Origin of the sequence: Pseudomonas sp. A-RE-19, from assembly GCF_019956555.1 — a bacterium.
Classification (GTDB): domain Bacteria; phylum Pseudomonadota; class Gammaproteobacteria; order Pseudomonadales; family Pseudomonadaceae; genus Aquipseudomonas.
Genome location: NZ_JAHBDQ010000010.1, coordinates 92,122 through 115,333, shown reverse-complemented (window position 1 = coordinate 115,333; position 23,212 = coordinate 92,122). Strand labels below are relative to the sequence as shown.

The following is a 23,212-nucleotide window of genomic DNA, read 5'->3' as shown; positions in this document are numbered from 1 at the left end:
TTGAAACTTTAAGGCCGATGCATGAGATAGGCGTCACCTGTCACCCGAATCATCGGATGGGGGACGACCTGGCAGGTTTTGACGATGCTGAAACCGTGGCGCTCATAAAAGCGCCGGGCCCCGGTATTCGCTTCATAGTCGATCAGGCTCAGTCCTTTGAGTTCCAGTTGATCGGCGCGCCGTTGAGCGTGCTCTAGAAAGCGCACACCCAGCCCTTTGTTTCGCCACCCCTCATGCAGGGCCAGGCTCGAAATATAGAGGGTATCGGGGACTTCCATGTCGGCGTAAGGCGCCAGAACCGGATCAGTCACGGGAGCCGCCTGCGGATCGTGACGCGTCACGTAACTGTGCATCATGCCGATGACCCGCCCCTGTGCCTGTGCGATCAGGCAGTTCTGCCAGGAGAAATCGACGTCTTCACGGGCGTAACGAATGGCCCCCACCTCCAACAGATCCTGCCCGGGCTGCGCCAGTTGGCTCCAGATGTAATCCGAAGCACCCTCTGACGAAATCTGGAACAAACGAGCGATCTCGCGCGCATCCGTGCGCAGGGCTGAACGAAATTCAACGGTCATTGCTTCCCCATAAATGTCGGTGACACGAGCACCCTGTGGGAGCGAGCCTGCTCGCGAAAGCGGTGGATCAGTCGCCGGAGATGTTGACTGACACACGGCTTTCGCGAGCAGGCTCGCTCCCACATTAGATTTGTGTTGATACCTGTTAGCGAACCACGCCTTCTTCAATCAGCAACTTGAGGATGGCTTCAGCGCCCACCTGAGCGGTCACGCCCTTGAGCACTTGCCCGCCGCCGCCACTGGCCTTGGCCGTTGCGGCTTTCATGCGGTCTGCACCGCTCTTGGCCTTGATCACTTTCAAGCGTTTGGGCCGTGGCTTGGCCGGTTGCAGCGTGGCCACCGCCAGCAGTTCATCGTCGATCACCTCGACTTCATCCGCCTGCAACACCCCGCGACGTGCCGGACCGTAAGCGCTCTGGCGAGGCTTGGGCGCCGCGTTATCCACAGTCGCCAGAAACGGCAGGCGTACTTTCAAGCGACGACGCTGCCCGCGCGGCAACGCCTGCAGCACCAGCGCCGAACCACCGTCGATGGATTCGACCTGCGCCAAACCCACCACCAGCGGCCAGCCAAGGCTTTCCGCCAGCAGGAACGGCAACATGCCCGAGCCTTCACCGGTTTCGGCCTGGCTGCCAGTCAGCACCACCTGAGCTCCGGCATCGCGCAAATAAGCGGTCAACGCCGGCAACGCGTCAGCACCTTCCGGTTGCTCCAGCACATGCAACTGTTCCAGGCCCATGCCCAGATAAGCGCGCAGTGCCGGTTCCGCGACGTCGCCGGCATGCAGCACTTGCAGGTTATCCCCAGCCAGTTGCAAACCCAGTTCAACCGCCCGCGCATCCTGCTCGGCGCGACGTGGCCGGCCGGAGGTCGGGTGGGCGCCGATGGACACCAGGCTGATGATTTTCGTGCTCATAACCCTTTCCTTTCCTTAAGCCGCATCGCGCTTGGCTTCATTGCGGTAAGCCTCTACCGCATCGATCAAGGCTTGAAGAATCTCGGCACTCTCACCGATCACCGACAGGTCGGCTCGTTTGATCATGTCGCAACCAGGGTCGAGGTTGATTGCCACCACCTTGTCGCAGGCACCGATGCCTTGCAGGTGCTGGATCGCCCCGGAAATCCCCACCGCCACGTAAACCCGTGCCGTGACCCAGGTGCCGGACGCACCGACCTGACGGTCGCGCGCCATGAAGCCATCGTCCACCGCCACTCGCGATGCGCCTTCGGTCGCGCCCAATGCTTCGGCCGTCCTGTGGAAAAGTCCCCAGTCCTTGACCCCGTTGCCACCCGAGAAGATGAACTCCGCTTCGGCCATGGGAATCGCCGCCGGGTCCACCGCCACCGCGCCCAAATCCTCGATGCGCGACAAGCTGCGTGCGACCGCTGTGGATAACTCCACCGGCAAGGCCTCGTGACGGGTTTCGCTGACCGGTTCTGCGCATTCGGCAGCGGCCAGAATCAAGCGAGCCACGGGACGCGCAAGGTCTTGCAAACCCGCACCGGCGCGGCCGATGCATTCCTGATCCTTGACCTGCCAGACCCGCGTGGCCGGGCGTTCGCCCAATGCGGCGGCAAAGCGTCGACCGAGTTCGCCGCCACCGCTGCGGCTGTCCGGCAGCAACCAATGGCGTGGGCTGAACTGGTTATCCACAGCCCGCAGGCCCTGGACCCGTTGTTCCGGTGCATAACCGCTGAACTCGTCGCCTTCCAGCACCAGCAAGCGATCCACGCCAGCCGTGGCGAAAGCGTTTTCCTTGTGCTCACCGAAGACCACGGCCAGCACCGCGCCGTCGTTGCCGGCCAGCTGATGAGCCAAGCCAAGCAAATCGCGGTCGTGGCTGCTCAAGCGACCGCCAACCATGTCCGGCACCACGCTGATGTAGAACGCAGGTGCAGCCACTTGATGCAGCGGCAATTGCACTTCAACGGCGGCCGAGCGTTTGGTCGCCCCGCCCTGCTGAGCGCCGCTGCGGTCGATTCGTTTGATGCCGTTGGGGCCGATAAAACCGATCCCGTGAGGATTCTTGCGGATGAGGCCGTTAGGCCCCATCCAGCTGTGTTGCGCCGGTTGCATGGCCGCATGCAGCGGGTGCAGACGGTTGCGGGCGATCCATTCGGCGCGTGGGTCGCGGCGGATAATGTCGCTCATCAATGCACCTCCGCAGGTTCACGTTTGGCCGGTGCCGAAGGCTTTCCCGGCGCGGCGTCTTCGAGCAGCGCATCCGCCACCAGCTCGGCGATGTCCTTGATCAGTGGACGCGGTTCGACCACGCCTTCAAGCATCGCGGTGCACTGTGGACAACCCACGGCCACCAGTTCGGCGCCGGTTTCGCGGATGTCTTCCATGCGCATGTCAGGAATCCGCTGCTTGCCCGGAATGTCAGTGATCGGCGCACCGCCGCCGCCGCCGCAGCAGCGCGAACGGAAACCGGAGCGTTGCATTTCCTTGATCTCGATGCCCAGGGCGCGCAGCACTTCACGCGGCGCCTCGTATTCGCCGTTGTAGCGACCGAGGTAGCACGGGTCGTGATAGGTCACGCTGCTGCCTTTGTGCTGGCCGAGGTTCAAGGCACCTTCGCCAATGATCTCGGCCATGTAAGTGCTGTGGTGCTGCACGAGGTAGTTGCCGTCGAAGGCGCAGTACTCGTTTTTCAGTACGTGGAAACTGTGCGGGTCGCAGGTGACGATGCGGTTGAAGGTGTACTTGGCCAGGGTCTGGATGTTGCGTTTGGCCAACAGCTGGAAGGTCGCTTCGTCGCCCAAGCGTCGTGCCACGTCACCGCTGTCGCGTTCTTCAAGCCCCAGCACCGCGAAGTCGACCTTGGCCGCTTTCAGCACTTTGACGAAGGCACGCAGGGTGCGCTGGTTGCGCATGTCGAAGGCACCGTCGCCAACCCAGAACAGCACGTCGGTGGATTTCTTCTCGCTGAGCAGGTTCAGGTTCAAATCCGCTGCCCAGTTCATCCGCCCGCCCGGCGCGAAGCCGCCAGGGTTGTCGGTGGCAATCAGGTTTTCCAGGACTTCGGCGCCCTTGTTCGGGGTCGCACCTTTTTCCAGGGTCAGATGGCGGCGCATGTCGACGATGGCGTCGACGTGCTCGATCATCATCGGGCATTCCTCGACGCAGGCACGGCAGGTGGTGCAGGACCACAGGGTTTCAGCGTCCACCAGACCGTTGACGATCGGTTGATGCGGATTGCCGGCGTGCTCGCCAATCGCCTTGCCCGGATACGGGCTGCCGGCGAACTTGGCGTCGGTACCACCGGCCAGGCCAACCACCATGTCCTGAATCAGTTTTTTCGGGTTCAGCGGCTGGCCAGCGGCGAACGCCGGGCACGCCGCTTCGCATTTACCGCACTGTACGCAGGCGTCGAAACCGAGCAGTTGGTTCCAGGTGAAATCCTTGGGTTTTTCCACCCCCAGTGGCGCGTTCGGATCATTCAGGTCCAGCGGTTTCAAACCGGTGGAACGACCGCCACCAAAACGCTCGGCGCGACGGTGCCAGGCCAGATGCAAGGCACCGGCGAAGGCGTGCTTCATCGGCCCGCCCCAGGTCATGCCGAAGAACAGTTCCGACACGCCCCACAGCACGCCGACACCGAGGATCGCCGCCACCACCCAGCCACCGAAGTTTTCCGGGAGGATGCCCGCCACCGGCAGAGTCAGCAGGAAGAACGATGCCGAGAACGCCAGCAGGCTTTTCGGCAGGCGCATCCATGGGCCTTTCGACAAACGGGCCGGTGGGTTGCGCCGACGCATGTACACAAAGATCGCGCCGACGAACATCACTGCCGTCATCAACAGCAGCGCATAGCCGAGGATGCGGTTATGCAGGCCGAAACCATGAACCAGAATCGCCAGCACGATGGATGCCACCGCGCCACCCGCCGTAGCGACGTGGGTGTTGGCGATGTATTTGTCCCGCGCGACAACGTGGTGCAAATCGACCATGTAGCGTTTGGGCATGGCGAACAAACCGCCGATCAGGTCGACTTTCGAAGCCCGGCCCTGACGCCACATAGCCACCCGCCGCAACGCGCCCAGGACAGCCAGGCCCAGGGCAGCGAACAACAGGATTGGAAGAAGGGTGTTCAACATGGTGAAGCTCCCACCAGTACATCTTGGAGAAACACGGTCGGCGTAGGAGCTGCCGAAGGCTGCGATCTTTTGATCTTCAGGTCTGGCGATTTTCAAAGATCAAAAGATCGCAGCCTGCGGCAGCTCCTACAGGGGGCGCGTCAGTGGCTTAGAAATCCTTGCACAACCGCAACGCGTCATAGATCGCCGCGTGGGTGTTGCGCTGGGCCACGCAGTCGCCGATGCGGAACAGCAAGTAGCCGTCGCCCGCCTGACTCAGCGAAGGCTGAGGCTGAATCGCGAACAAAGCTTCGATGTCCATCTGGCCTTTGTTGCGCGAGCCTTCCTTCAGCGCGTAGTAGATCTCTTCGTCTGGACGCACGCCGTTTTCGACGACCACCTGGTCCACCACCCGCTCCTCTTTGGCGCCGGTGTATTCGTTTTCCAGGACCGCCACCAGCTTGTCGCCTTCGCGGTAGACCTTCTCCAGCATCATGTCCCCGGTCATGATCACTTCTTTCGGGTACATGCTGCGGTAGTACGTCGGGAACGATGTACCGCCGATGGCCACGCCCGGTTTGATGTCGTCGGTGACGATCTCGACCTGGCTGCCCTTGTCGGCGAGGAAGTCGGCCGTCGACATCCCGGTGAACTCGCAAATGGTGTCGTAGACCAGCACGTTCTTGCCTGGCGCAACCTTGCCGTCGAGGATGTCCCAGCTGCTGACCACCAGGCCTTCAGCCGCGCCCCAGTGCTCGTTCTGCTCCAGGAACGGATGGCCGCCGACGGCGAGCACCACCACATCCGGACGCAGGTCCAGAATCGTCGCCGCATCCGCCGCCACGCCCAGGCGCAGATCGACTTTCAAACGTGCCAGTTCCAGCTGGAACCAACGGGTGATGCCGGCGATCTGGTCGCGCTGCGGGGCTTTCGACGCGGTAGTGATCTGCCCGCCGATGAATTCTTTCTTCTCGAACAGGGTCACGTCGTGGCCACGTTCAGCCGACACGCGAGCGGCTTCCATCCCGGCAGGACCGGCACCGACCACCACGACTTTGCGCTTCACGCCGGTCGATTTCTCGATGATGTGCGGCACGCCCATGTATTCACGGGAGGTCGCGGCGTTCTGGATGCACAAGACGTCCAGGCCCTGGTACTGACGGTCGATGCAGTAGTTGGCGCCGACGCATTGTTTGATCTGGTCGACCTGGCCCATCTTGATCTTGGCGATCAGGTGCGGGTCGGCGATGTGGGCGCGGGTCATGCCGACCATGTCCACGTAGCCGCCTTCCAGAATACGGGTCGCCTGGTTCGGGTCCTTGATGTTCTGCGCGTGCAGCACCGGGGCCTTCACCACTTCCTTGATACCGGCGGCCAAATGCAGGAATGGCTCCGGTGGATAACTCATGTTCGGAATCACGTTGGCCAGGGTGTTGTGGGTGTCGCAACCCGAACCCACGACACCGATGAAGTCGATCATGCCGGTGTCGTCGTAGTACTTGGCGATCTGCTTCATGTCCTCATGGCTCAGGCCATCAGGGTGGAACTCGTCACCGCAGATACGAATGCCGACGCAGAAGTCCGGACCGACTTCCTTGCGCACAGCCTTGATCACTTCCAGACCGAAACGCATGCGGTTCTCGAAGCTACCACCCCATTCGTCGGTCCGCTTGTTGACTCGCGGGCTCCAGAACTGGTCGATCATGTGCTGGTGCACGGCAGACAGCTCGACGCCGTCCAGGCCACCGGCCTTGGCCCGTGCTGCTGCGCTGGCATAGTTGCCGATCACCCGCCAGATTTCTTCCGGCTCGATGGTTTTGCAGGTCGCGCGGTGCACCGGCTCACGGATGCCCGATGGCGAGAGCAAGGTTGGCCAATGCTCGCCGTCCCAACGGGAGCGACGCCCCATGTGGGTAATCTGGATCATGATCTTGGCGCCATGCTTGTGCATGGCATCGGCCAGGTTCTGGAAGTGCGGAATGATCCGGTCGTCGGCCAGGTTGACCGACTTCCACCAGCCTTGCGGGCTGTCGATGGCCACGCTGGAGGAACCGCCGCAAATCGCCAGGCCGATCCCGCCCTTGGCTTTCTCTTCGTAATACTTGACGTACCGGTCGGTGGTCATGCCGCCGTCGGTGGCGTAGACCTCGGCGTGCGCGGTGCTGAGCACGCGGTTGCGGATGGTCAGTTTGCCGATCTGGATCGGCTGGAACATTGCTTCGAAAGCCATGGCGGGGTCCTCGACTTACAACGGCTTGACGGTGAACAAACCGTCGTCGTGGCCTTCTTCGGAGCCACCGTAGACTTGTTCGGCGACCGTGCGGATCTTGCTGCCGCGAGCGGCCAGGATCTGGTCCATGGCGCCGGCGAACCAGCCGGTGAACATGTAGTCGACCTTGCGCCCGACCTTGCCGTACACGTAGACGAATGCGGAGTGTTCGAGCTTGACGCTGGCGGTGCCTTTGTCGAGGTCGATGTCCTGAATCTTGAACAAGCCCCAGCCGCGTTGCGACAGACGCTTCATGTAGTGCTCGAACACCGCGACGCCTTCCAGGCCGTGGCATTCAGCTTCTTTTTCACACCAGTGCCAAGCGGACTTGTAGCCGGCCTTGTAGAGGATTTCGGCGTAAGCGTCGGCGCCCAGCACTTCCTCGATGCCCATGTGGTTGTTGACGAAGAAATGGCGCGGCACATACAGCATCGGCAGGGCGTCAGAGGTCCAGACACCGGTTTCGCTGTCGACTTCGATTGGCAATTGCGGGGCGATCTTGGCCATGGAAACTTAACTCCAGAAAATTCGTTGTGTTGCCCCCGGCACGGACGGCCGGGGGAAAGGATTCTTCAGATGCGGCGGCTTATTCGCCCCAGACGTCCTTGAGGACGTTGACCCAGTTCTCGCCCATGATCTTGCGCACCACCCGCTCGGAATGGCCGCGTTTGAGCAGGGTCTCGGTCAGGTTCGGGAACTCGCCCACGGTGCGGATACCCAGCGGGTTGATGATCTTGCCGAAGCTGGTCAGACGGCGGGCGTAGCCCTTGTCATGGGTCAGGTATTCGAAAAAGTCCTGGCCATGGCCCTGGGTGAAGTCGGTGCCGATGCCGATGGCGTCTTCGCCGACGATGTTCATGGTGTATTCGATGGCTTCGGCGTAGTCGTCGATGGTCGAATCAATGCCCTTGGCCAGGAACGGCGCGAACATGGTCACACCGACAAAACCGCCGTGATCGGCGATGAACTTCAGCTCTTCGTCGGATTTGTTGCGCGGGTGAACTTTCAGACCCGACGGCAGGCAGTGGGAGTAGCAGACCGGCTTCTTGGATTCGAGGATGACTTCTTCGGACGTTTTCGAGCCGACGTGGGACAGGTCGCACATGACGCCGACACGGTTCATCTCGGCGACGATTTCGCGACCGAAACCCGACAGGCCGCCATCGCGCTCGTAGCAACCGGTACCGACCAGGTTTTGGGTGTTGTAGCACATCTGCACGATACCGACGCCGAGCTGCTTGAAGACCTCGACGTAGCCGATCTGGTCTTCAAACGCGTGAGCATTCTGGAAGCCAAAGAGGATGCCGGTCTTGCCCTGTTCCTTGGCCTTACGGATATCGGCGGTGGTGCGCACCGGAATCACCAGGTCGCTGTTCTCGCGGATCAGCTTCTGGCTGGCGGCGATGTTGTTGACAGTGGCCTGGAAGCCCTCCCACACCGACACGGTGCAGTTGGCCGCGGTCAGACCGCCCTTGCGCATGTCTTCAAACAGCTCGCGGTTCCACTTGGCAATAATCAGCCCGTCGATAACGATGCTGTCGGCGTGCAATTCGGCTGGGCTCATCAGGCTGTCCCCTATTAGCGATTCATGCGCCGAATCGTCTGCCGGCGCTTTGGGGCCAGCATATGCCTGAGGGACGGGGCAGCCGGGTGCAAAAACGACAGGGGGTTTGCCGAAAGCGTCAATCCGCGACAAAGGGTCGTCAACAGGCTTCATCGCCTACCTATCCAACGTCGCCCGCTTGGGCCAGAATTCGTCGCATCACTGGATGTTTCACTGGATTAAGGGCGGCGACGCAATGAAATCGATCTTCCTGGCTTTGGCACTGATAGCGACCGGCGTACAAGCAGCTGAAGAGGCCGACAACACCCCCTGCGACGCCGTCGAAAACGACGTCCAGACCCTGGAATGCTCGGTCTACAGCAGAACCACCGCCGAGCAATTGCTCAAAGACAACTACCAGAGCCTGACCGAGCGCATGCACACGGCCTACGGCAAGAATCCCGCGCAACTGACCGATATCACCGCCAAGCTCAAGGCCGCTCAGCAGCAATGGTTGAAGACCCGGGATGCCGATTGCGCGGTTGAAGCATTTCCGGCGACCAGTGGTAGCAAGGCATTCACCATTGCGCAGAATGATTGCGTGGCGAGGATGAGTGACGAGCGGTCGGAGTTTTTGGAGTCGATTGGGCAGGAGTAAAAAACATAGAAAAGGAGATTAATTTGATTCCCCACGAAGTAGTCAGCCGCATCGTCGATGGAGCACTCCCTATTCGCGCCTGGCGCGAACACCTGAACCTTACACAGGATGAAGTGGCCAAACGTATGGGCATCTCCCAACCGGCATTCGCCCAGCAGGAGACGGTTGCCAAGCCCCGCAAGGCCACCCGTGAGAAAATCGCCGCAGCATTTGGCATCACCGCCAATCAACTTGAGTTGTAAGCTGCACGCCAGCATCGGGAAAAGGGTTTGAAATGAAAATCTGCGGTATCGAAATCAAAGGCAGCGAAGCGATCATCGCCGTGGCCTCCCTCGACGATCAGGCCCTGAGCCACGTCGCCCTGGCCACCAAGAAAATCGCCCTCGACGATGACGACGAAGCCGCGAACGTCAAGGTCTTTGCCGCTCAGGTGGCGTCGTTTGTTCGGGAGAACTCCATCGACCGCATTGCGATCAAGAAGCGCAGCAAGAAAGGTGAGTTCGCCGGGGGGCCGACCACGTTCAAGATCGAGGGGGTTTTTCAGCTGCTGGAAAACTGCGAGGTGACGCTGCTGTCGCCGCAGACGATCAATGCGCAGAACAAGAAGTTCGACTTCGCCCTGCCGGATACGCTGAACAAGTATCAGCATGAGGCTTACAAGGCGGCGTGCTCGGCACTGATCAAGAAGTAAAAGTGAAAGTAGATCAAATGTGGGAGCGAGCCTGCTCGCGATTGCGGTCAGTCCATTCCAGTTGATGTCGACTGATCCACCGCTATCGCGAGCAGGCTCGCTCCCACATTTTGTTTTGCGTTTAGCTCATACCAGCTCTCGCCCATCCCCCAACCGTCGTCGATCCTCCCGCGGGCACCGCTCAAACCTCGCCCGATAACTGCGGGTGAAATACGACGGCGATTCAAACCCGCACGCGATGCTCACTTCCAACACACTCATGTTCGTCTGACGCAACAACTGCCGCGCCTTCTCCAGCCTTAAGCGCAGATAGAAATTGCTCGGCGTGTCGTTCAGGTGCAGGCGAAACAGGCGTTCCAGCTGACGCCGGGTGACCTTGATCGATTCCGCCAACTCCAGGGTACTGAGCGGCGGTTCGCTGTGCTGTTCCATCTCCCCGATCACCTGCACCAGTTTCTTGTTGCTGATGCCATACCGCGTGGCGACTTCCATGCGTTGGTGATCTTTGCGCGGGCGGATGCGCCCGAGTACGAATTGTTCGCTGACCTGGATTGCCAGTTCCGGGCCGTGGGCCTGGCCGATGAGGTCGAGCATCAGGTCGATGGAGGCCGTACCGCCAGCGGAGGTGATGCGTCGGCGATCGATCTCGAACAGTTCCTGGGTGACGCTCAGCTGCGGGTAGGACTCCTTGAACGCGTCGATGGCTTCCCAGTGCAGGGTCAGGCGATGGCCGTCGAGCAGGCCGGCTTCGGCGAGGACGAAGCTGCCGGTGTCGATGGCGCCGAGCGTCACGCCTTCGTTGTCCAAGCGACGCAACCAGTGCTCCAGTGCCGGAGTGGCGAACTTCAGCGGCTCGAAACCGGCGACCACCAGCAAGGTCGCGCCTTTCTTCAGGGGTTCCAGCGCTGCATCGGCGTTGACCGACATACCGTTACTGGCCAGCACCGCCCCGCCATCGACGCTCAAGACATGCCAGCGGTACAGCTCGCCGCGAAAGCGATTGGCGACCCGCAGCGGCTCGATGGCCGAGATGAACCCGATCGCCGAAAAACCCGGCATCAACAAGAAGTAGAAATCCTGGGACATGGAGCGCACTCGATGGCAGGTAGCGAGAGGGCGGGAAGCGTGTGGACGTTGATACGCCACTTGCCGACGGCATTCAAGTGCGCAGGTCGCCGCAGTGCAAGAGCTGGTCGCCGCAGTGCGTTTTCACGGGCCTTGAGCTGCGTAACTTGGCATCACCGGCGCATCAGACACCGGAACCCACAATAACGACCTGCCGAGGAACCCACCATGAAACGACTGATCAGCAGCTGTGTTCTTGCACTCAGCGGTACCGCTTTCTTGAGCGCCAGCGTCATGGCCGCCGAACCCGCCGCGTGCCAGAACGTGCGCATGGGTGTAGTGAACTGGACCGACGTGATCGCCACCAGCGCCATGACCCAGGTCCTGCTCGATGGCCTCGGCTACAACACCAAACAGACCAGCGCCTCCCAGCAAATCATCTTCGCCGGGATCCGCGACCAGCGCCTGGACATGTTCCTTGGCTACTGGAACCCGCTGATGACCCAGACCATCACCCCGTTCGTCGACGGCAAACAGGTCAAAGTGCTTGAAGCGCCAAGCCTCAAGGATGCTCGCGCCACCCTCGCCGTACCGACTTATCTCGCTGACAAGGGCCTGAAAACCTTCGCCGATATCGCCAAGTTCGAAAAAGAATTGGGCGGCAAGATTTACGGCATCGAGCCTGGCTCGGGTGCCAACACCCAGATCAAGGCGATGATCGCCAAAAACCAGTTTGGCCTGGGCAAGTTCCAGCTGGTCGAGTCCAGTGAAGCCGGCATGCTTGCGGCGGTGGATCGCGCCGTGCGGCGCAAGGAAGCCGTGGTGTTCTTCGGCTGGGCGCCGCACCCGATGAACGTCAACGTGCAAATGACTTATCTCACCGGCAGTGAAGATGCCCTCGGCCCGAACGAAGGCATGGCCACCGTGTGGACGGTCACCGCGCCGAAATACGCCGAGCAATGCCCGAACATTGGTCGTTTGCTGAGCAACCTGACCTACAGCGCCGAAGACGAGAGCCGGATGATGCAGCCGCTGCTCGATCACAAAGACGCCTTCGAATCGGCCAAGCAATGGCTCAAGGATCACCCGCAAGACAAGCAACGCTGGCTCGAAGGCGTGACCACCTTCGACGGCAAACCGGCCGCTGAAAACCTGAAACTGACCAGTAAATAAACCGATTGAAACACCGATTCGCAGCCTGATACGGGCTGCGAACGGAATCGTCACGCCCCAAGCCATACCCCAAAATCACGCCTGTAAGGAACCGCCTCATGAACCACGACGTCATCATCACCTGCGCACTCACCGGTGCTGGCGACACGACCGCCAGAAGCCCACACGTGCCGGTCACCCCGAAACAAATCGCCGCGGCCGCCGTGGAAGCCGCCAAGGCGGGCGCCACCGTGGTCCACTGCCATGTTCGCGACCCCGAAACCGGCAAGTTCAGCCGTGACGTGGCGCTGTATCGCGAAGTGATGGAGCGCATCCGCGAGGCCGACGTCGACATCATCGTCAACCTCACCGCAGGCATGGGCGGCGACCTGGAAATCGGTGCGGGCGAGAACCCGATGGAGTTTGGCCCGAACACCGACCTGGTCGGTCCGCTGACCCGTCTGGCCCACGTCGAAGAATTGCTGCCGGAAATCTGCACCCTGGATTGCGGCACCCTGAACTTCGGTGACGGCGACACCATTTACGTGTCCACCCCGGCTCAGCTACGTGCTGGCGCCAAACGCATTCAAGAGCTGGGCGTTAAGCCTGAGCTGGAAATCTTCGACACCGGTCACCTGTGGTTCGCCAAGCAGATGATCAAGGAAGGCCTGCTCGATAACCCGCTGTTCCAGTTGTGCCTGGGCATCCCGTGGGGCGCTCCGGCCGATACCACCACCATGAAAGCCATGGTCGACAACCTGCCAGCCGACGCGGTCTGGGCCGGGTTCGGCATCGGTCGCATGCAAATGCCGATGGCTGCGCAAGCGGTGCTGCTCGGCGGCAACGTGCGGGTCGGTCTGGAAGACAACCTGTGGCTGGACAAGGGTGTATTGGCGACCAACGGCCAACTGGTCGAGCGTGCCTCGGAAATCCTCAGCCGCCTCGGCGCCCGTGTTCTGACGCCAGCTGAAGGCCGGGCAAAAATGGGCCTGACCAAGCGCGGTTAAGCCTTACACACTTTCCCCCTGTGGGAGCGAGCCTGCTCGCGATAGCGGTTTACCTGCCTCAATTGATGCATCGGATGTACCGACGTCATCGCGAGCAGGCTCGCTCCCACAGTTTTTTCCGAGCCAAATTCAGGAATTGACCATGAGCTTTATCACCGAAATCAAAACCTTCGCAGCGCTGGGCAGCGGTGTCATCGGCAGCGGCTGGGTATCCCGCGCCCTCGCCCATGGCCTTGATGTAGTGGCCTGGGACCCGGCGCCCGGTGCCGAAACGGCCCTGCGCAAACGCGTGGCCAATGCCTGGGGCGCGCTGGAGAAACAAGGCCTGGCCCCCGGTGCGTCGCAGGATCGGCTGCGCTTTGTCGCCACCATCGAAGAATGCGTTCGCGATGCGGATTTCATCCAGGAAAGTGCTCCAGAACGACTGGAACTGAAACTGGAACTGCACAGCAAAATCAGCGCGGCGGCCAAGCCCAATGCGCTGATCGGCTCCAGCACCTCGGGCCTGCTGCCGAGCGAGTTCTATGAAGGCTCAACCCACCCGGAACGCTGCGTGGTCGGGCACCCGTTCAACCCGGTTTACCTGCTGCCCTTGGTGGAAGTGGTCGGCGGCAAAAACACTGCGCCAGAAGCGGTGCAAGCGGCGATGAAAGTCTATGAATCCTTGGGGATGCGACCGCTGCATGTGCGCAAGGAAGTACCAGGATTCATCGCCGACCGGTTGCTCGAAGCGCTGTGGCGTGAGGCGCTGCATCTGGTCAACGACGGCGTGGCGACCACTGGCGAAATCGACGATGCGATTCGCTTTGGCGCGGGTCTGCGCTGGTCGTTCATGGGCACCTTCCTGACTTACACCCTGGCGGGCGGCGATGCAGGCATGCGGCACTTCATGGCGCAATTCGGGCCGGCGTTGCAGTTGCCCTGGACGTATCTGCCGGCACCGGAGCTGACCGACAAATTGATTGATGATGTGGTGGAGGGCACCAGCGAGCAGTTGGGCAAGCACAGCATCTCGGCGCTGGAGCGCTATCGTGATGACTGCTTGCTGGCAGTGCTGGAGGCGGTGAAGACCACCAAAGAGAAGCATGGGATGGCGTTCGCAGACTAAACGCCCCACCACCTGTAGGAGCGAGGCTTGCCCGCGAAGGGAGCGATGTGGTCTGACTGAGACACCGCGCTATCGTTCTTCGCGGGCAAGCCTCGCTCCTACAGGTTTCCAACCATTTCGGATGTGACGACATGCCCACCCTCACCACCTACCAAACCAAAATCATCCCCGACTGGGTCGACTACAACGGCCACCTGCGCGATGCCTTCTATCTGCTGATTTTCAGCTACGCCACCGACGCGCTGATGGATCGGCTGGGCATGGACAGCAATAACCGCGAAGCCAGCGGCAACTCGCTGTTCACCCTCGAACTGCACCTCAACTACCTGCACGAAGTGAAGCTCGATGCCGATGTCGAGGTGCATACCCAAATCATCGGCCACGACCGCAAGCGTCTGCACCTCTACCACAGCCTGCATCTGGTGGGCGGTGACAAAGAGCTGGCGGGAAACGAGCAAATGCTGCTGCACGTTGACCTCGCCGGGCCGCGTTCCGCACCGTTCAGCGAAGAAACCTTGAGCAAACTGAAGGCCATTGTCGCCGAGCAAACCGATCTGCCCGCCCCCGCCTGGATCGGCCGAGTGATCGCTTTACCCCCCGAAAAATAACAAGGAGCTCGCCATGAACACCGCCGCCGCTTTTGCCGATTTCCGCACCTACCCATTGATTAGCGCGTTGACCGCCGTGCGTACCCTGGCGGACCGAATTCAAGTGACATGGGCGGACGGTCGGGTCAGCCCTTTTCATCATCAATGGCTGCGGGACAACTGCCCGTGCCCGCACTGCGTCTACACGGTGACCCGCGAGCAAGTGCTGGAAATCGTCGATGTCGCAGAGCACCTGACGCCTGAAAACGCCACGGTCGATGCCCAAGGTTGCCTGTGTGTCGATTGGCAGGGCGGCCACCTCAGCCGCTTCGATCCGGGCTGGCTACGGGCTCACGCCTATGACGATGAGTCCCGCGCTGAACGCCAGGCCGGCAAACCGAAAGCCAGGCTTTGGCACAGCGATTTGCAACTACCAGTATTCGAATACCAGGCCCTGATGGAGAACAACGACGCCTTGCTGCAATGGCTGCTGGCCGTGCGCGATACCGGCCTGACTCAAGTGCGCGGCGTACCCACCGAGCCGGGTTCATTGAAGCTGATCGCCCAGCGGATTTCGTTCATCCGCGAGAGCAATTTCGGCGTGCTGTTCAATGTGCAATCCAAGGCCGATGCAGACAGCAATGCCTACACCGCCTTCAACCTGCCGCTGCACAGCGATCTGCCGACCCGGGAGTTGCAACCGGGGCTGCAATTTCTGCATTGTCTGGTCAATGACGCCGATGGTGGCGAGAGCATTTTCGTCGACGGTTTTGCCATCGCCGAAGCCTTGCGCCAGGAAGATCCCGAGGCGTTTCAAGCCTTGTGTGAAATCCCCGTGGAGTTTCGCAACAAGGACCGCCACAGCGACTACCGCTGTCTGGCGCCGATCATCGCCCTGGATGCGTTCGGGCAGGTGTCGGAAATCCGCATGGCGAACTTTCTGCGTGGGCCGTTCGATGCTTCGGTGGAACAGATGCCCAGGCTGTATCGCGCTTACCGACGCTTCATTGCAATGACCCGCGAGGCGCGCTTCCGGGTGATGACGCGGCTCAATCCAGGCGAACTGTGGTGCTTCGACAACCGCCGCACTCTCCACGCCCGCAATGCTTTCGATCCCGCTACTGGTGCCCGGCATTTCCAGGGGTGTTATGTGGATCGTGATGAGTTGTTGTCGCGCATCCTTGTGTTGCAACGCTAGACCGCGTCATCGTTCATCGCGAGCAGGCTCGCTCCCACATTGGATTTGTGTCGTACACCAATATGAGACCGCTGCAGATCACCTGTGGGAGCGAGCCTGCTCGCGATGGCGGTCGCCCAGACACCACATTTCCTGCTGAGTCATAGACAAAAAAAGCCCCGATCAAGCCGTGACAGGATCGGGGCAGAGGGTACTGTTGAGGAGCTGTTGCGCGAGGGTGACCAAACCTTCGTGAAGCCAGCTGAATCCAGTGTGCCCACTCTTCCCGCTCGCAAGTTAGCCGAAAACGACCTGTTCATAGGTAATGCGGCCATTGCGACAAATCGTCCTTGCCGCCATCCCCGGCCCCTACCAGAATCGAGCCACGACACCGTTCCCTGAAGAAGGATTGCGTCATGATGCACGCCGATTTGATTGACCAGGAAGACCTGTTGGGCCAGCTGAAATCGTTGGGTTTTCAAGTGCCCAATGGCGCTACAGCCGAGCAGGCTTGCGAGTGTGCAGTGCGAGGCTTGAACGATGAGCGGGCGATGACGCTGCGGACCATGGTCAAGCAGATGTACACCAGCAGCGCGACCATCCTGCCGGCCGTGCGCCAGGCGATCGACAAGCAATTACTGCCCGCGTTGGCGGAGTATCAGCAAAGCCGTCGTGCCTGACAGGACGCCTTCGCGGGCAAGCCCGCTCCCACAGTGGTTTTGCGTCGTATACACAATTGATGCATCGACACAGAACCTGTGGGAGCGGGCTGCCCGCGATGAAGGCGCCTCGGTTTAAAGCCTTACGCTGGCAAAAGTCGACTCATTACGCGCCTGGCTCAACGCCGACAGAGGCCCGGACAACGGTGACAGCACCAAGGCTTGCGGCAGCGGCATCATCGCTACCTGCTGAGTCGTATTGGAACCTACACGTTCGTCACGCGGCGGAATGCCGAAGTATTCGCGGTAGCACTTGGAGAAGTGCGGCGTGGACACGAAACCACATACCGACGCCACTTCGATGATCGACATTGGCGTTTGCTTGAGCAGCTGCCGGGCGCGGATCAGGCGCAGTTTCAGGTAGTAACGCGACGGCGAGCAGTGCAGGTATTTCTGGAACAGCCGCTCCAGCTGACGACGCGACACGGCGACGTACACCGCCAGTTCGTCGAGGTCGATCGGCTCTTCGAGGTTGGCTTCCATCAACGCCACGATTTCCTGCAACTTCGGCTGGTTGGTGCCAAGCATGTGCTTGAGCGGCACGCGCTGGTGATCCTGCTCGTTGCGGATGCGCTCGTAGACGAACATTTCCGAGATCGCGGCCGACAGTTCACGACCATGATCGCGGCTGATCAGGTGCAGCATCATATCCAGCGGCGCGGTGCCGCCAGAGCTGGTGAAACGGTTGCGGTCGAGGGTGAACAGCCGTGTGCTCATCGCCACACGCGGGAAAGCTTCCTGCATCGACGCCAGGCATTCCCAGTGCACGCTGCAATCGAAACCGTCCAGCAGACCGGCGCACGCCAGGGCCCAACTGCCGGTGCAGACCGCGCCGAGACGACGGGACTGACGCGCCTGGCTTTGCAGCCACGACACGTGCTCGCGGGTCACGGTACGCTGAATGCCGATACCACCGCAGACGATGACGGTGTCCAGGGGAGGCGCTTTGTGCATGGAGGCGTCGGGGGTGATCTGCAGACCGTCACTGGCCCAGACCTGACCGCCGTCGACGGTGAGTGTGGTCCAGCGATACAGCTCGCGGCCGGACAATTGGTTGGCCATGCGCAGAGGTTCTACTGCGGAGGCCAGAGAAATAAGCGTGAAATTGTCCAGCAGCAAAAAGCCGATGGATTGAGGCGCACGGTTCTGGGGTTGGGCCCCGGAGTTGAACGTCGTCATCGCGGTATCTCCTCACACAAAGCGGGTGATGGCCTCAGGCGGAGGCTCTTTTTATTGCCATCGTTCTCGCGAGGGAGACGGGCTTTGTAATGACAGAGCAATTGCCATGCCTAAAATTGAATGCGCGTTCAATAACTCCTGAAAACGACGTCGCGATGTGTCTATATAAGCCACGCCGAGAGAGGGAGTAATAAGTGCCATCAAGGGTCGCAAACGCTCTGCCCCGTTGCGCGTGAGCAAATCGGTAGCACTTGTGGGAACAGGGCTGCGACGCTCCAGGGAAGAGTGTCACCGCAAGCACGGGTGACGGACGGTCAGGCTTGAATTGGATCCCCGACCTTGCGCGAGTCGCTTGTCTGTTTACGACGCGCCAAAAGGTGGCGCGTTTTGAATCGGGTGTTCACTTAGCGCGCAGTTTTGACTGGTCTGGCCCCTTCGCGGGCAAGCCTCGCTCCTACAGGATTGATGTCGATCATAAAAATATCGGCAAGCCCCGCTTTTGTAGGAGCGAGGCTTGCCCGCGATGGGGTCAACGGGGTCTCAGCACTCAACCGCGCTAACGGCCAACCCACCCCGCGATGTCTCTTTATATTTGTCGTGCATGTCGGCACCGGTATCACGCATGGTGCGGATCACCCGGTCCAGCGAGATAAAGTGCTGACCGTCGCCGCGCAATGCCATCTGCGCCGCATTGATGGCTTTTACCGCGGCAATCGCGTTGCGCTCGATGCACGGCACTTGCACCAAACCGCCCACCGGGTCGCACGTCAGGCCGAGATTGTGTTCCAGGCCGATTTCCGCCGCGTTGCACAGCTGCTCCGGGGTAGCACCGAGAATCTCTGCCAAACCGGCCGCCGCCATGGCGCAGGCTGAACCGACTTCGCCCTGGCAACCGACTTCGGCACCGGAGATCGAAGCGTTCTTCTTACACAGAATCCCCACCGCCGCGGCACTGAGGAAGTAATCGACCACATTGGCGTCGGTCACTGCTTCGCTGAATTTCATGAAGTAGTGCAGCACCGCTGGAATGATCCCGGCCGCGCCGTTGGTCGGCGCTGTAACCATGCGCCCGCCGGCGGCATTTTCTTCGTTGACCGCCAGGGCGAACAGGTTGACCCACTCCATGGCACTCAGCGTCGAGCCGATCACGTTGGGCTTGTTCAGTTCCTGCAGGCTGCGGTGCAGTTTGGCCGCGCGACGACGTACATTCAGGCCGCCGGGCAGGATGCCTTCGTGCTTGAGGCCTTGCTCGACGCAATCTTGCATGGCGCGCCAAAGCTTCATCAGGCCGCTGCGAATTTCCTCTTCGCTGCGCCAGACTTTCTCGTTGGCCATCATTAACTCTGCCACGCGCAGGTTGTGCTGCTTGCAGAGACTGAGCAGCTCGACGGCACTGGAAAAGTCGTAAGGCAGCACGGTGCGATCCAGGTCCACCACGCCGCTGGCAGCCTGTGCCTCATCGACAACAAAACCGCCGCCGATGGAATAGTAGGTGTCGCGATGCAGCTCACCCTGATCGCCCTCGACAATCAGGGTCATGGCGTTGGGATGGAATGGCAGGTTTTCGTCGATCAGGCGCATGTCCCGGGCCCAGATGAACGGCACCGACAAACGGCCGTCGAGCAACAGCGTATGGGTTTCGCGCAGGGTGTCGATGCGAATGCCGATTTGCGACGGATCGATCGCGTCCGGCCACTCGCCCATCAGCCCCATGATCACGGCGTTATCGCTGCCGTGACCGATGCCGGTGGCCGACAACGAACCATAAAGCTGAACTTCGACGCGCCTTACTTGTTCCAAAAGACCCTGCTCACGCAAACCTTGCACGAACAGCGCCGCCGCTCGCATAGGCCCGACGGTGTGTGAACTGGAAGGGCCGATGCCGATTTTGAACAGGTCGAAAACACTGATAGCCATTACTGCTGAACTCCTGGATGTGCCTGCTCCAGACGCAAAAGCGCCCAGTGACGGAGCTGCTACGCTCAAGCTGCAATCCGCCGAGATGGCCGCATCATCAGGCTTTTGCCATGTCGTTCGACGTCTCACACCGACGCACTCATGCCCACTAGCGCCGCAGGCCGCTCACGCTGTGTTTTCGCCGTTTTTTTGCGAATCAGAGGGGCAAAACGGGCTGAAAAAAGCTGTAAACGACGTTACCGACACTGGATGCGACCATCCCTGTACTGGTTACGACGCACCCTGTAGGCGTCAGATTTTCACTGGTACATGATCGTATCGACTCGATTGCAAGGCGCCGTGGTAGAGCTGTCTCCAAAACGCCATCCAACCGCAACACATAAGTGCGGTGGTCCAGTCGGAACACTGCCAAAAAAAACACCAAGGAGTCCCCCCTATGAAAGGTTCCCCATCGTTGTTGTTGGCCGCCATGCTGAGTCTGCCGTTCCTGGCTCAAGCCGCAGAACCGGCACAATGCAGCACCGTAAATTTCTCCGATGTCGGCTGGACGGACATTACCGCCACCACCGCCACCACCAGCGTCGTTCTCGATGCCCTGGGCTACAAGACCAAAACCACGATGATTTCCGTGCCGGTGACCTACAAGTCCCTGGCCGACGGCAAGAACATGGACGTCTTCCTGGGTAACTGGATGCCGACCATGGAAAACGACATCAAGGCTTACCGTGATGCCGGCACCGTGGAAGTCGTGCGAACCAACCTCACCGGCGCCAAGTACACCCTCGCCGTACCGCAGGCGCTGTACGACAAAGGGCTGCATGACTTCGCCGACATCGCCAAATTCAAAAAAGAACTCGACGGCAAGATCTACGGCATCGAGCCGGGTAACGACGGCAACCGTCTGATCCAGAGCATGATCGACAAGAACGCCTTCGGTCTCAAAGACGCCGGCTTCAAAGTCGTCGAGTCCAGCGAAGCGGGCATGCTGTCGCAAGTCGACCGCGCTCAGAAACGCGATACCGCCGTGGTATTCCTCGGCTGGGCACCGCACCCGATGAACAAGCGTTTCAAAATCCAGTACCTGACCGGGGGCGATGATTTCTTCGGCCCGGATTTTGGTGCCGCCACCGTTGCGACCAACACTCGCAAGGGGTATACCCAAGAGTGCAGCAACGTAGGCCAATTGCTGAAAAACCTGGAATTCACCGTCGACATGGAAAGCTCGCTCATGGGCAATATCCTGGACGACAAGATGAAGCCTGAAGCGGCCGCCAAGGCCTGGCTGAAAAAGAACCCACAGGTGCTCGATACCTGGCTCGCTGGCGTGACCACCATTGACGGTAAACCTGGCCTGGAGGCCGTGAAAGCCAAGCTCGCACAGTAAAATCGCTTACGCCGGGCGGGCTAGCCCGCCCGGGCTGTTTATTTCCTTGCATGCGGACGTTCACTACCATGCTGATTGATCAGAAAATACCCTTAGGCCAGTACATCGCGGGCTTCGTTGAATGGTTGACGCAACACGGCGCCAGCACTTTCGACGCAATCGCGGTGACACTGGAAACGATGATCCACGGCGTGACTTTTGCGCTGACCTGGTTCAACCCGCTGGCATTGATCGGCCTCATCGCGCTACTGGCACACTTCATCCAACGCAAATGGGGCCTGACCGTTTTTGTCATCGCCTCCTTCCTGCTGATCCTCAATCTGGGGTACTGGCAGGAAACCATGGAAACCCTCGCCCAGGTGTTGTTCGCCACCCTGGTCTGCGTGGTCATCGGCGTGCCGTTGGGCATCGTCGCCGCGCACAAACCGATGTTCTACACACTGATGCGTCCGGTGCTCGATCTGATGCAGACCGTACCGACCTTCGTGTACCTCATTCCTACCCTGACCCTCTTCGGTCTGGGTGTGGTCCCGGGTCTGATCTCGACGGTAGTGTTCGCGATTGCCGCGCCTATCCGCCTGACCTACCTGGGTATTCGCGATGTTCCGCAGGAATTGATGGACGCCGGCAAAGCCTTCGGCTGCTCGCGCCGTCAACTGCTTTCACGGATTGAACTGCCCCACGCCATGCCAAGCATCGCGGCCGGTATCACCCAGTGCATCATGCTGTCGTTGTCGATGGTGGTGATCGCGGCACTGGTGGGCGCCGACGGCCTGGGCAAACCCGTGGTCAACGCACTGAACACTGCTGATATCGCCCTGGGCTTCGAAGCAGGCCTGGCGATCGTACTGCTGGCGATCATGCTCGACCGTATCTGCAAACAACCCGAAGCTAAAGTAGGGGGTGACGCATGAGCATTATTCGCTTCGAAGACGTAGACGTGATCTTCTCCAAAGACCCGCGCGAGGCCCTCAAACTCCTCGACCAGGGCATGACCCGCGACCAGATTCTGAAAAAGACCGGGCAAATCGTCGGTGTCGAAAAAGCCAGCCTGGACATTGAAAAAGGCGAAATCTGTGTGCTGATGGGCCTGTCCGGCTCCGGCAAATCCAGCCTGTTGCGCTGCATCAACGGCCTCAACACCGTCAGCCGTGGCAAGTTGTTCGTCGAGCACGAAGGCAAGCAGATCGACATCGCCTCCTGCACCCCGGCGGAACTGAAAATGATGCGCACCAAGCGCATTGCGATGGTGTTCCAGAAGTTCGCCCTGATGCCTTGGCTGACGGTGCGCGAGAACATCAGTTTCGGTCTGGAAATGCAGGGTCGTCCCGAGAAAGAACGCCGCAAACTGGTGGATGAGAAGCTTGAGCTGGTGGGCCTGACCCAGTGGCGCAACAAGAAGCCCGATGAGCTCTCCGGCGGCATGCAACAGCGTGTCGGTCTGGCCCGTGCGCTGGCAATGGACGCCGACATTCTGCTGATGGACGAACCGTTCTCGGCCCTTGACCCGCTGATCCGCCAAGGCCTGCAAGACGAACTGCTGGAACTGCAAAGCAAGCTGAACAAAACCATTGTGTTCGTGAGCCACGACCTCGATGAAGCCCTGAAGCTCGGCAGTCGTATTGCGATCATGAAAGACGGCCGGATCGTCCAGTACAGCAAACCGGAAGAGATCGTGTTGAACCCCGCGGACGATTATGTGCGGACCTTCGTGGCCCACACCAATCCGCTGAACGTACTGTGCGGTCGCAGCCTGATGCGCACCCTGGACAACTGCAAACGCATCAACGGTTCGGTGTGCCTGGATCCGGGCGGCGATTCGTGGCTCGACCTGGCCGAAGGCAACACCATCAAAGGCGCACGCCAGAACGGCTCGAGCCTGGACCTGCAGAACTGGATACCGGGGCAAGCGGTTGAAGGTCTGGCTCGTCGGCCAACACTGGTGGACTCCAACATCGGCATGCGCGATGCGCTGCAGATTCGTTACCAGACCGGCAATAAGCTGGTGCTGCACGACAACAACAAGGTGGTCGGGATTCTGGGCGACAGCGAGCTGTACCACGCGCTGCTCGGCAAGAACCTGGGGTAAAAGCAGCAGACA

Annotated in this window: 21 protein-coding genes and 1 pseudogene; 12 read left to right on the top strand and 10 right to left on the bottom strand. The window is 60.4% G+C overall.

Annotated features, from left to right (window positions below; all coding sequences use genetic code 11):
• Window positions 1–8 precede the first annotated feature (8 nt).
• The 7 genes from KGB14_RS07915 to KGB14_RS07885 form a co-directional block, all read right to left on the bottom strand.
• Entirely contained in the window at window positions 9–575 is a 567-nt protein-coding gene (locus KGB14_RS07915; protein ID WP_223485464.1) for a GNAT family N-acetyltransferase, read from the bottom strand.
• Window positions 576–720: 145 nt separating this feature from the next.
• Window positions 721–1,491 carry an electron transfer flavoprotein subunit beta gene (locus KGB14_RS07910; RefSeq protein ID WP_223485462.1) on the bottom strand — a complete coding sequence of 257 codons (771 nt, stop codon included), beginning with the start codon at window positions 1,489–1,491 and terminating at the stop codon, window positions 721–723.
• 15 nt (window positions 1,492–1,506) lie between these two features.
• Complete coding sequence (locus KGB14_RS07905) at window positions 1,507–2,727, bottom strand: electron transfer flavoprotein subunit alpha/FixB family protein (protein WP_223485460.1); 1,221 nt, start codon at window positions 2,725–2,727, stop codon at window positions 1,507–1,509.
• Entirely contained in the window at window positions 2,727–4,676 is a 1,950-nt protein-coding gene (gene dgcB / locus KGB14_RS07900; RefSeq protein ID WP_223485458.1) for a dimethylglycine demethylation protein DgcB, read from the bottom strand. Before dgcB ends, KGB14_RS07905 begins: the two co-directional genes overlap by 1 nt.
• A gap of 148 nt (window positions 4,677–4,824) precedes the next feature.
• A complete protein-coding gene (gene dgcA, locus KGB14_RS07895; RefSeq protein WP_223485456.1) occupies window positions 4,825–6,885 on the bottom strand; it encodes a dimethylglycine demethylation protein DgcA in 2,061 nt (686 codons plus the stop codon).
• A gap of 15 nt (window positions 6,886–6,900) precedes the next feature.
• Window positions 6,901–7,431: a DUF5943 domain-containing protein gene (locus KGB14_RS07890; protein ID WP_007926354.1), complete on the bottom strand. Its 531-nt coding sequence runs from the start codon at window positions 7,429–7,431 to the stop codon at window positions 6,901–6,903.
• A 79-nt stretch (window positions 7,432–7,510) separates the two neighbouring features.
• Window positions 7,511–8,488, bottom strand: coding sequence for a dipeptidase (locus KGB14_RS07885; protein WP_007907542.1), 978 nt, complete (start codon window positions 8,486–8,488; stop codon window positions 7,511–7,513).
• 235 nt (window positions 8,489–8,723) lie between these two features.
• Here KGB14_RS07885 and KGB14_RS07880 point away from each other — a divergent pair, with 235 nt between their 5' ends.
• From KGB14_RS07880 to KGB14_RS07870, 3 genes and pseudogenes are all read left to right on the top strand, one after another.
• Window positions 8,724–9,125, top strand: coding sequence for a lysozyme inhibitor LprI family protein (locus tag KGB14_RS07880; RefSeq protein ID WP_223485454.1), 402 nt, complete (start codon window positions 8,724–8,726; stop codon window positions 9,123–9,125).
• A gap of 14 nt (window positions 9,126–9,139) precedes the next feature.
• Window positions 9,140–9,367: pseudogene (locus KGB14_RS07875) on the top strand (helix-turn-helix domain-containing protein); the annotation flags it as partial.
• Window positions 9,368–9,399: 32 nt separating this feature from the next.
• Window positions 9,400–9,816 (top strand): DUF3010 family protein, encoded by a 417-nt coding sequence (locus KGB14_RS07870; protein ID WP_223485452.1) that lies wholly within the window; start codon window positions 9,400–9,402, stop codon window positions 9,814–9,816.
• 126 nt (window positions 9,817–9,942) lie between these two features.
• On the opposite strand, the gene KGB14_RS07865 is transcribed toward KGB14_RS07870, so the two are convergent.
• Window positions 9,943–10,902, bottom strand: coding sequence for a GlxA family transcriptional regulator (locus KGB14_RS07865; RefSeq protein WP_223485450.1), 960 nt, complete (start codon window positions 10,900–10,902; stop codon window positions 9,943–9,945).
• A 207-nt stretch (window positions 10,903–11,109) separates the two neighbouring features.
• Between KGB14_RS07865 and choX the strand changes: the two genes are divergently transcribed.
• The 6 genes from choX to KGB14_RS07835 all read left to right on the top strand — a co-directional run bounded on the left by choX (window position 11,110) and on the right by KGB14_RS07835 (window position 16,592).
• Window positions 11,110–12,054: a choline ABC transporter substrate-binding protein gene (gene choX, locus KGB14_RS07860; RefSeq protein WP_223485447.1), complete on the top strand. Its 945-nt coding sequence runs from the start codon at window positions 11,110–11,112 to the stop codon at window positions 12,052–12,054.
• Window positions 12,055–12,152: 98 nt separating this feature from the next.
• Window positions 12,153–13,040, top strand: coding sequence for a 3-keto-5-aminohexanoate cleavage protein (locus tag KGB14_RS07855; RefSeq protein ID WP_223485444.1), 888 nt, complete (start codon window positions 12,153–12,155; stop codon window positions 13,038–13,040).
• Window positions 13,041–13,182: 142 nt separating this feature from the next.
• Complete coding sequence (locus KGB14_RS07850; RefSeq protein WP_223485442.1) at window positions 13,183–14,148, top strand: L-carnitine dehydrogenase; 966 nt, start codon at window positions 13,183–13,185, stop codon at window positions 14,146–14,148.
• A 131-nt stretch (window positions 14,149–14,279) separates the two neighbouring features.
• Entirely contained in the window at window positions 14,280–14,756 is a 477-nt protein-coding gene (locus KGB14_RS07845) for a thioesterase family protein (RefSeq protein ID WP_223485440.1), read from the top strand.
• Window positions 14,757–14,769: 13 nt separating this feature from the next.
• Entirely contained in the window at window positions 14,770–15,933 is a 1,164-nt protein-coding gene (locus KGB14_RS07840) for a gamma-butyrobetaine dioxygenase (RefSeq protein WP_223485438.1), read from the top strand.
• A 395-nt stretch (window positions 15,934–16,328) separates the two neighbouring features.
• Complete coding sequence (locus KGB14_RS07835) at window positions 16,329–16,592, top strand: hypothetical protein (protein ID WP_223485436.1); 264 nt, start codon at window positions 16,329–16,331, stop codon at window positions 16,590–16,592.
• Between the two features lie 114 nt (window positions 16,593–16,706).
• On the opposite strand, the gene KGB14_RS07830 is transcribed toward KGB14_RS07835, so the two are convergent.
• Both KGB14_RS07830 and KGB14_RS07825 read right to left on the bottom strand, forming a co-directional pair.
• A complete protein-coding gene (locus tag KGB14_RS07830) occupies window positions 16,707–17,810 on the bottom strand; it encodes a GlxA family transcriptional regulator (protein WP_007937970.1) in 1,104 nt (367 codons plus the stop codon).
• Between the two features lie 540 nt (window positions 17,811–18,350).
• Window positions 18,351–19,727 carry an L-serine ammonia-lyase gene (locus KGB14_RS07825; protein WP_223485434.1) on the bottom strand — a complete coding sequence of 459 codons (1,377 nt, stop codon included), beginning with the start codon at window positions 19,725–19,727 and terminating at the stop codon, window positions 18,351–18,353.
• A 436-nt stretch (window positions 19,728–20,163) separates the two neighbouring features.
• Here KGB14_RS07825 and KGB14_RS07820 point away from each other — a divergent pair, with 436 nt between their 5' ends.
• From KGB14_RS07820 to choV, 3 genes are all read left to right on the top strand, one after another.
• A complete protein-coding gene (locus KGB14_RS07820) occupies window positions 20,164–21,111 on the top strand; it encodes a choline ABC transporter substrate-binding protein (RefSeq protein WP_223485432.1) in 948 nt (315 codons plus the stop codon).
• 68 nt (window positions 21,112–21,179) lie between these two features.
• Window positions 21,180–22,025, top strand: coding sequence for a choline ABC transporter permease subunit (gene choW / locus KGB14_RS07815; RefSeq protein WP_223485429.1), 846 nt, complete (start codon window positions 21,180–21,182; stop codon window positions 22,023–22,025).
• Window positions 22,022–23,200, top strand: a complete 1,179-nt coding sequence (choV, locus tag KGB14_RS07810) for a choline ABC transporter ATP-binding protein (protein WP_223485427.1) — start codon at window positions 22,022–22,024, stop codon at window positions 23,198–23,200. The genes choW and choV overlap by 4 nt, the downstream gene beginning before the upstream one ends.
• The last annotated feature ends 12 nt before the right edge of the window (window positions 23,201–23,212 follow it).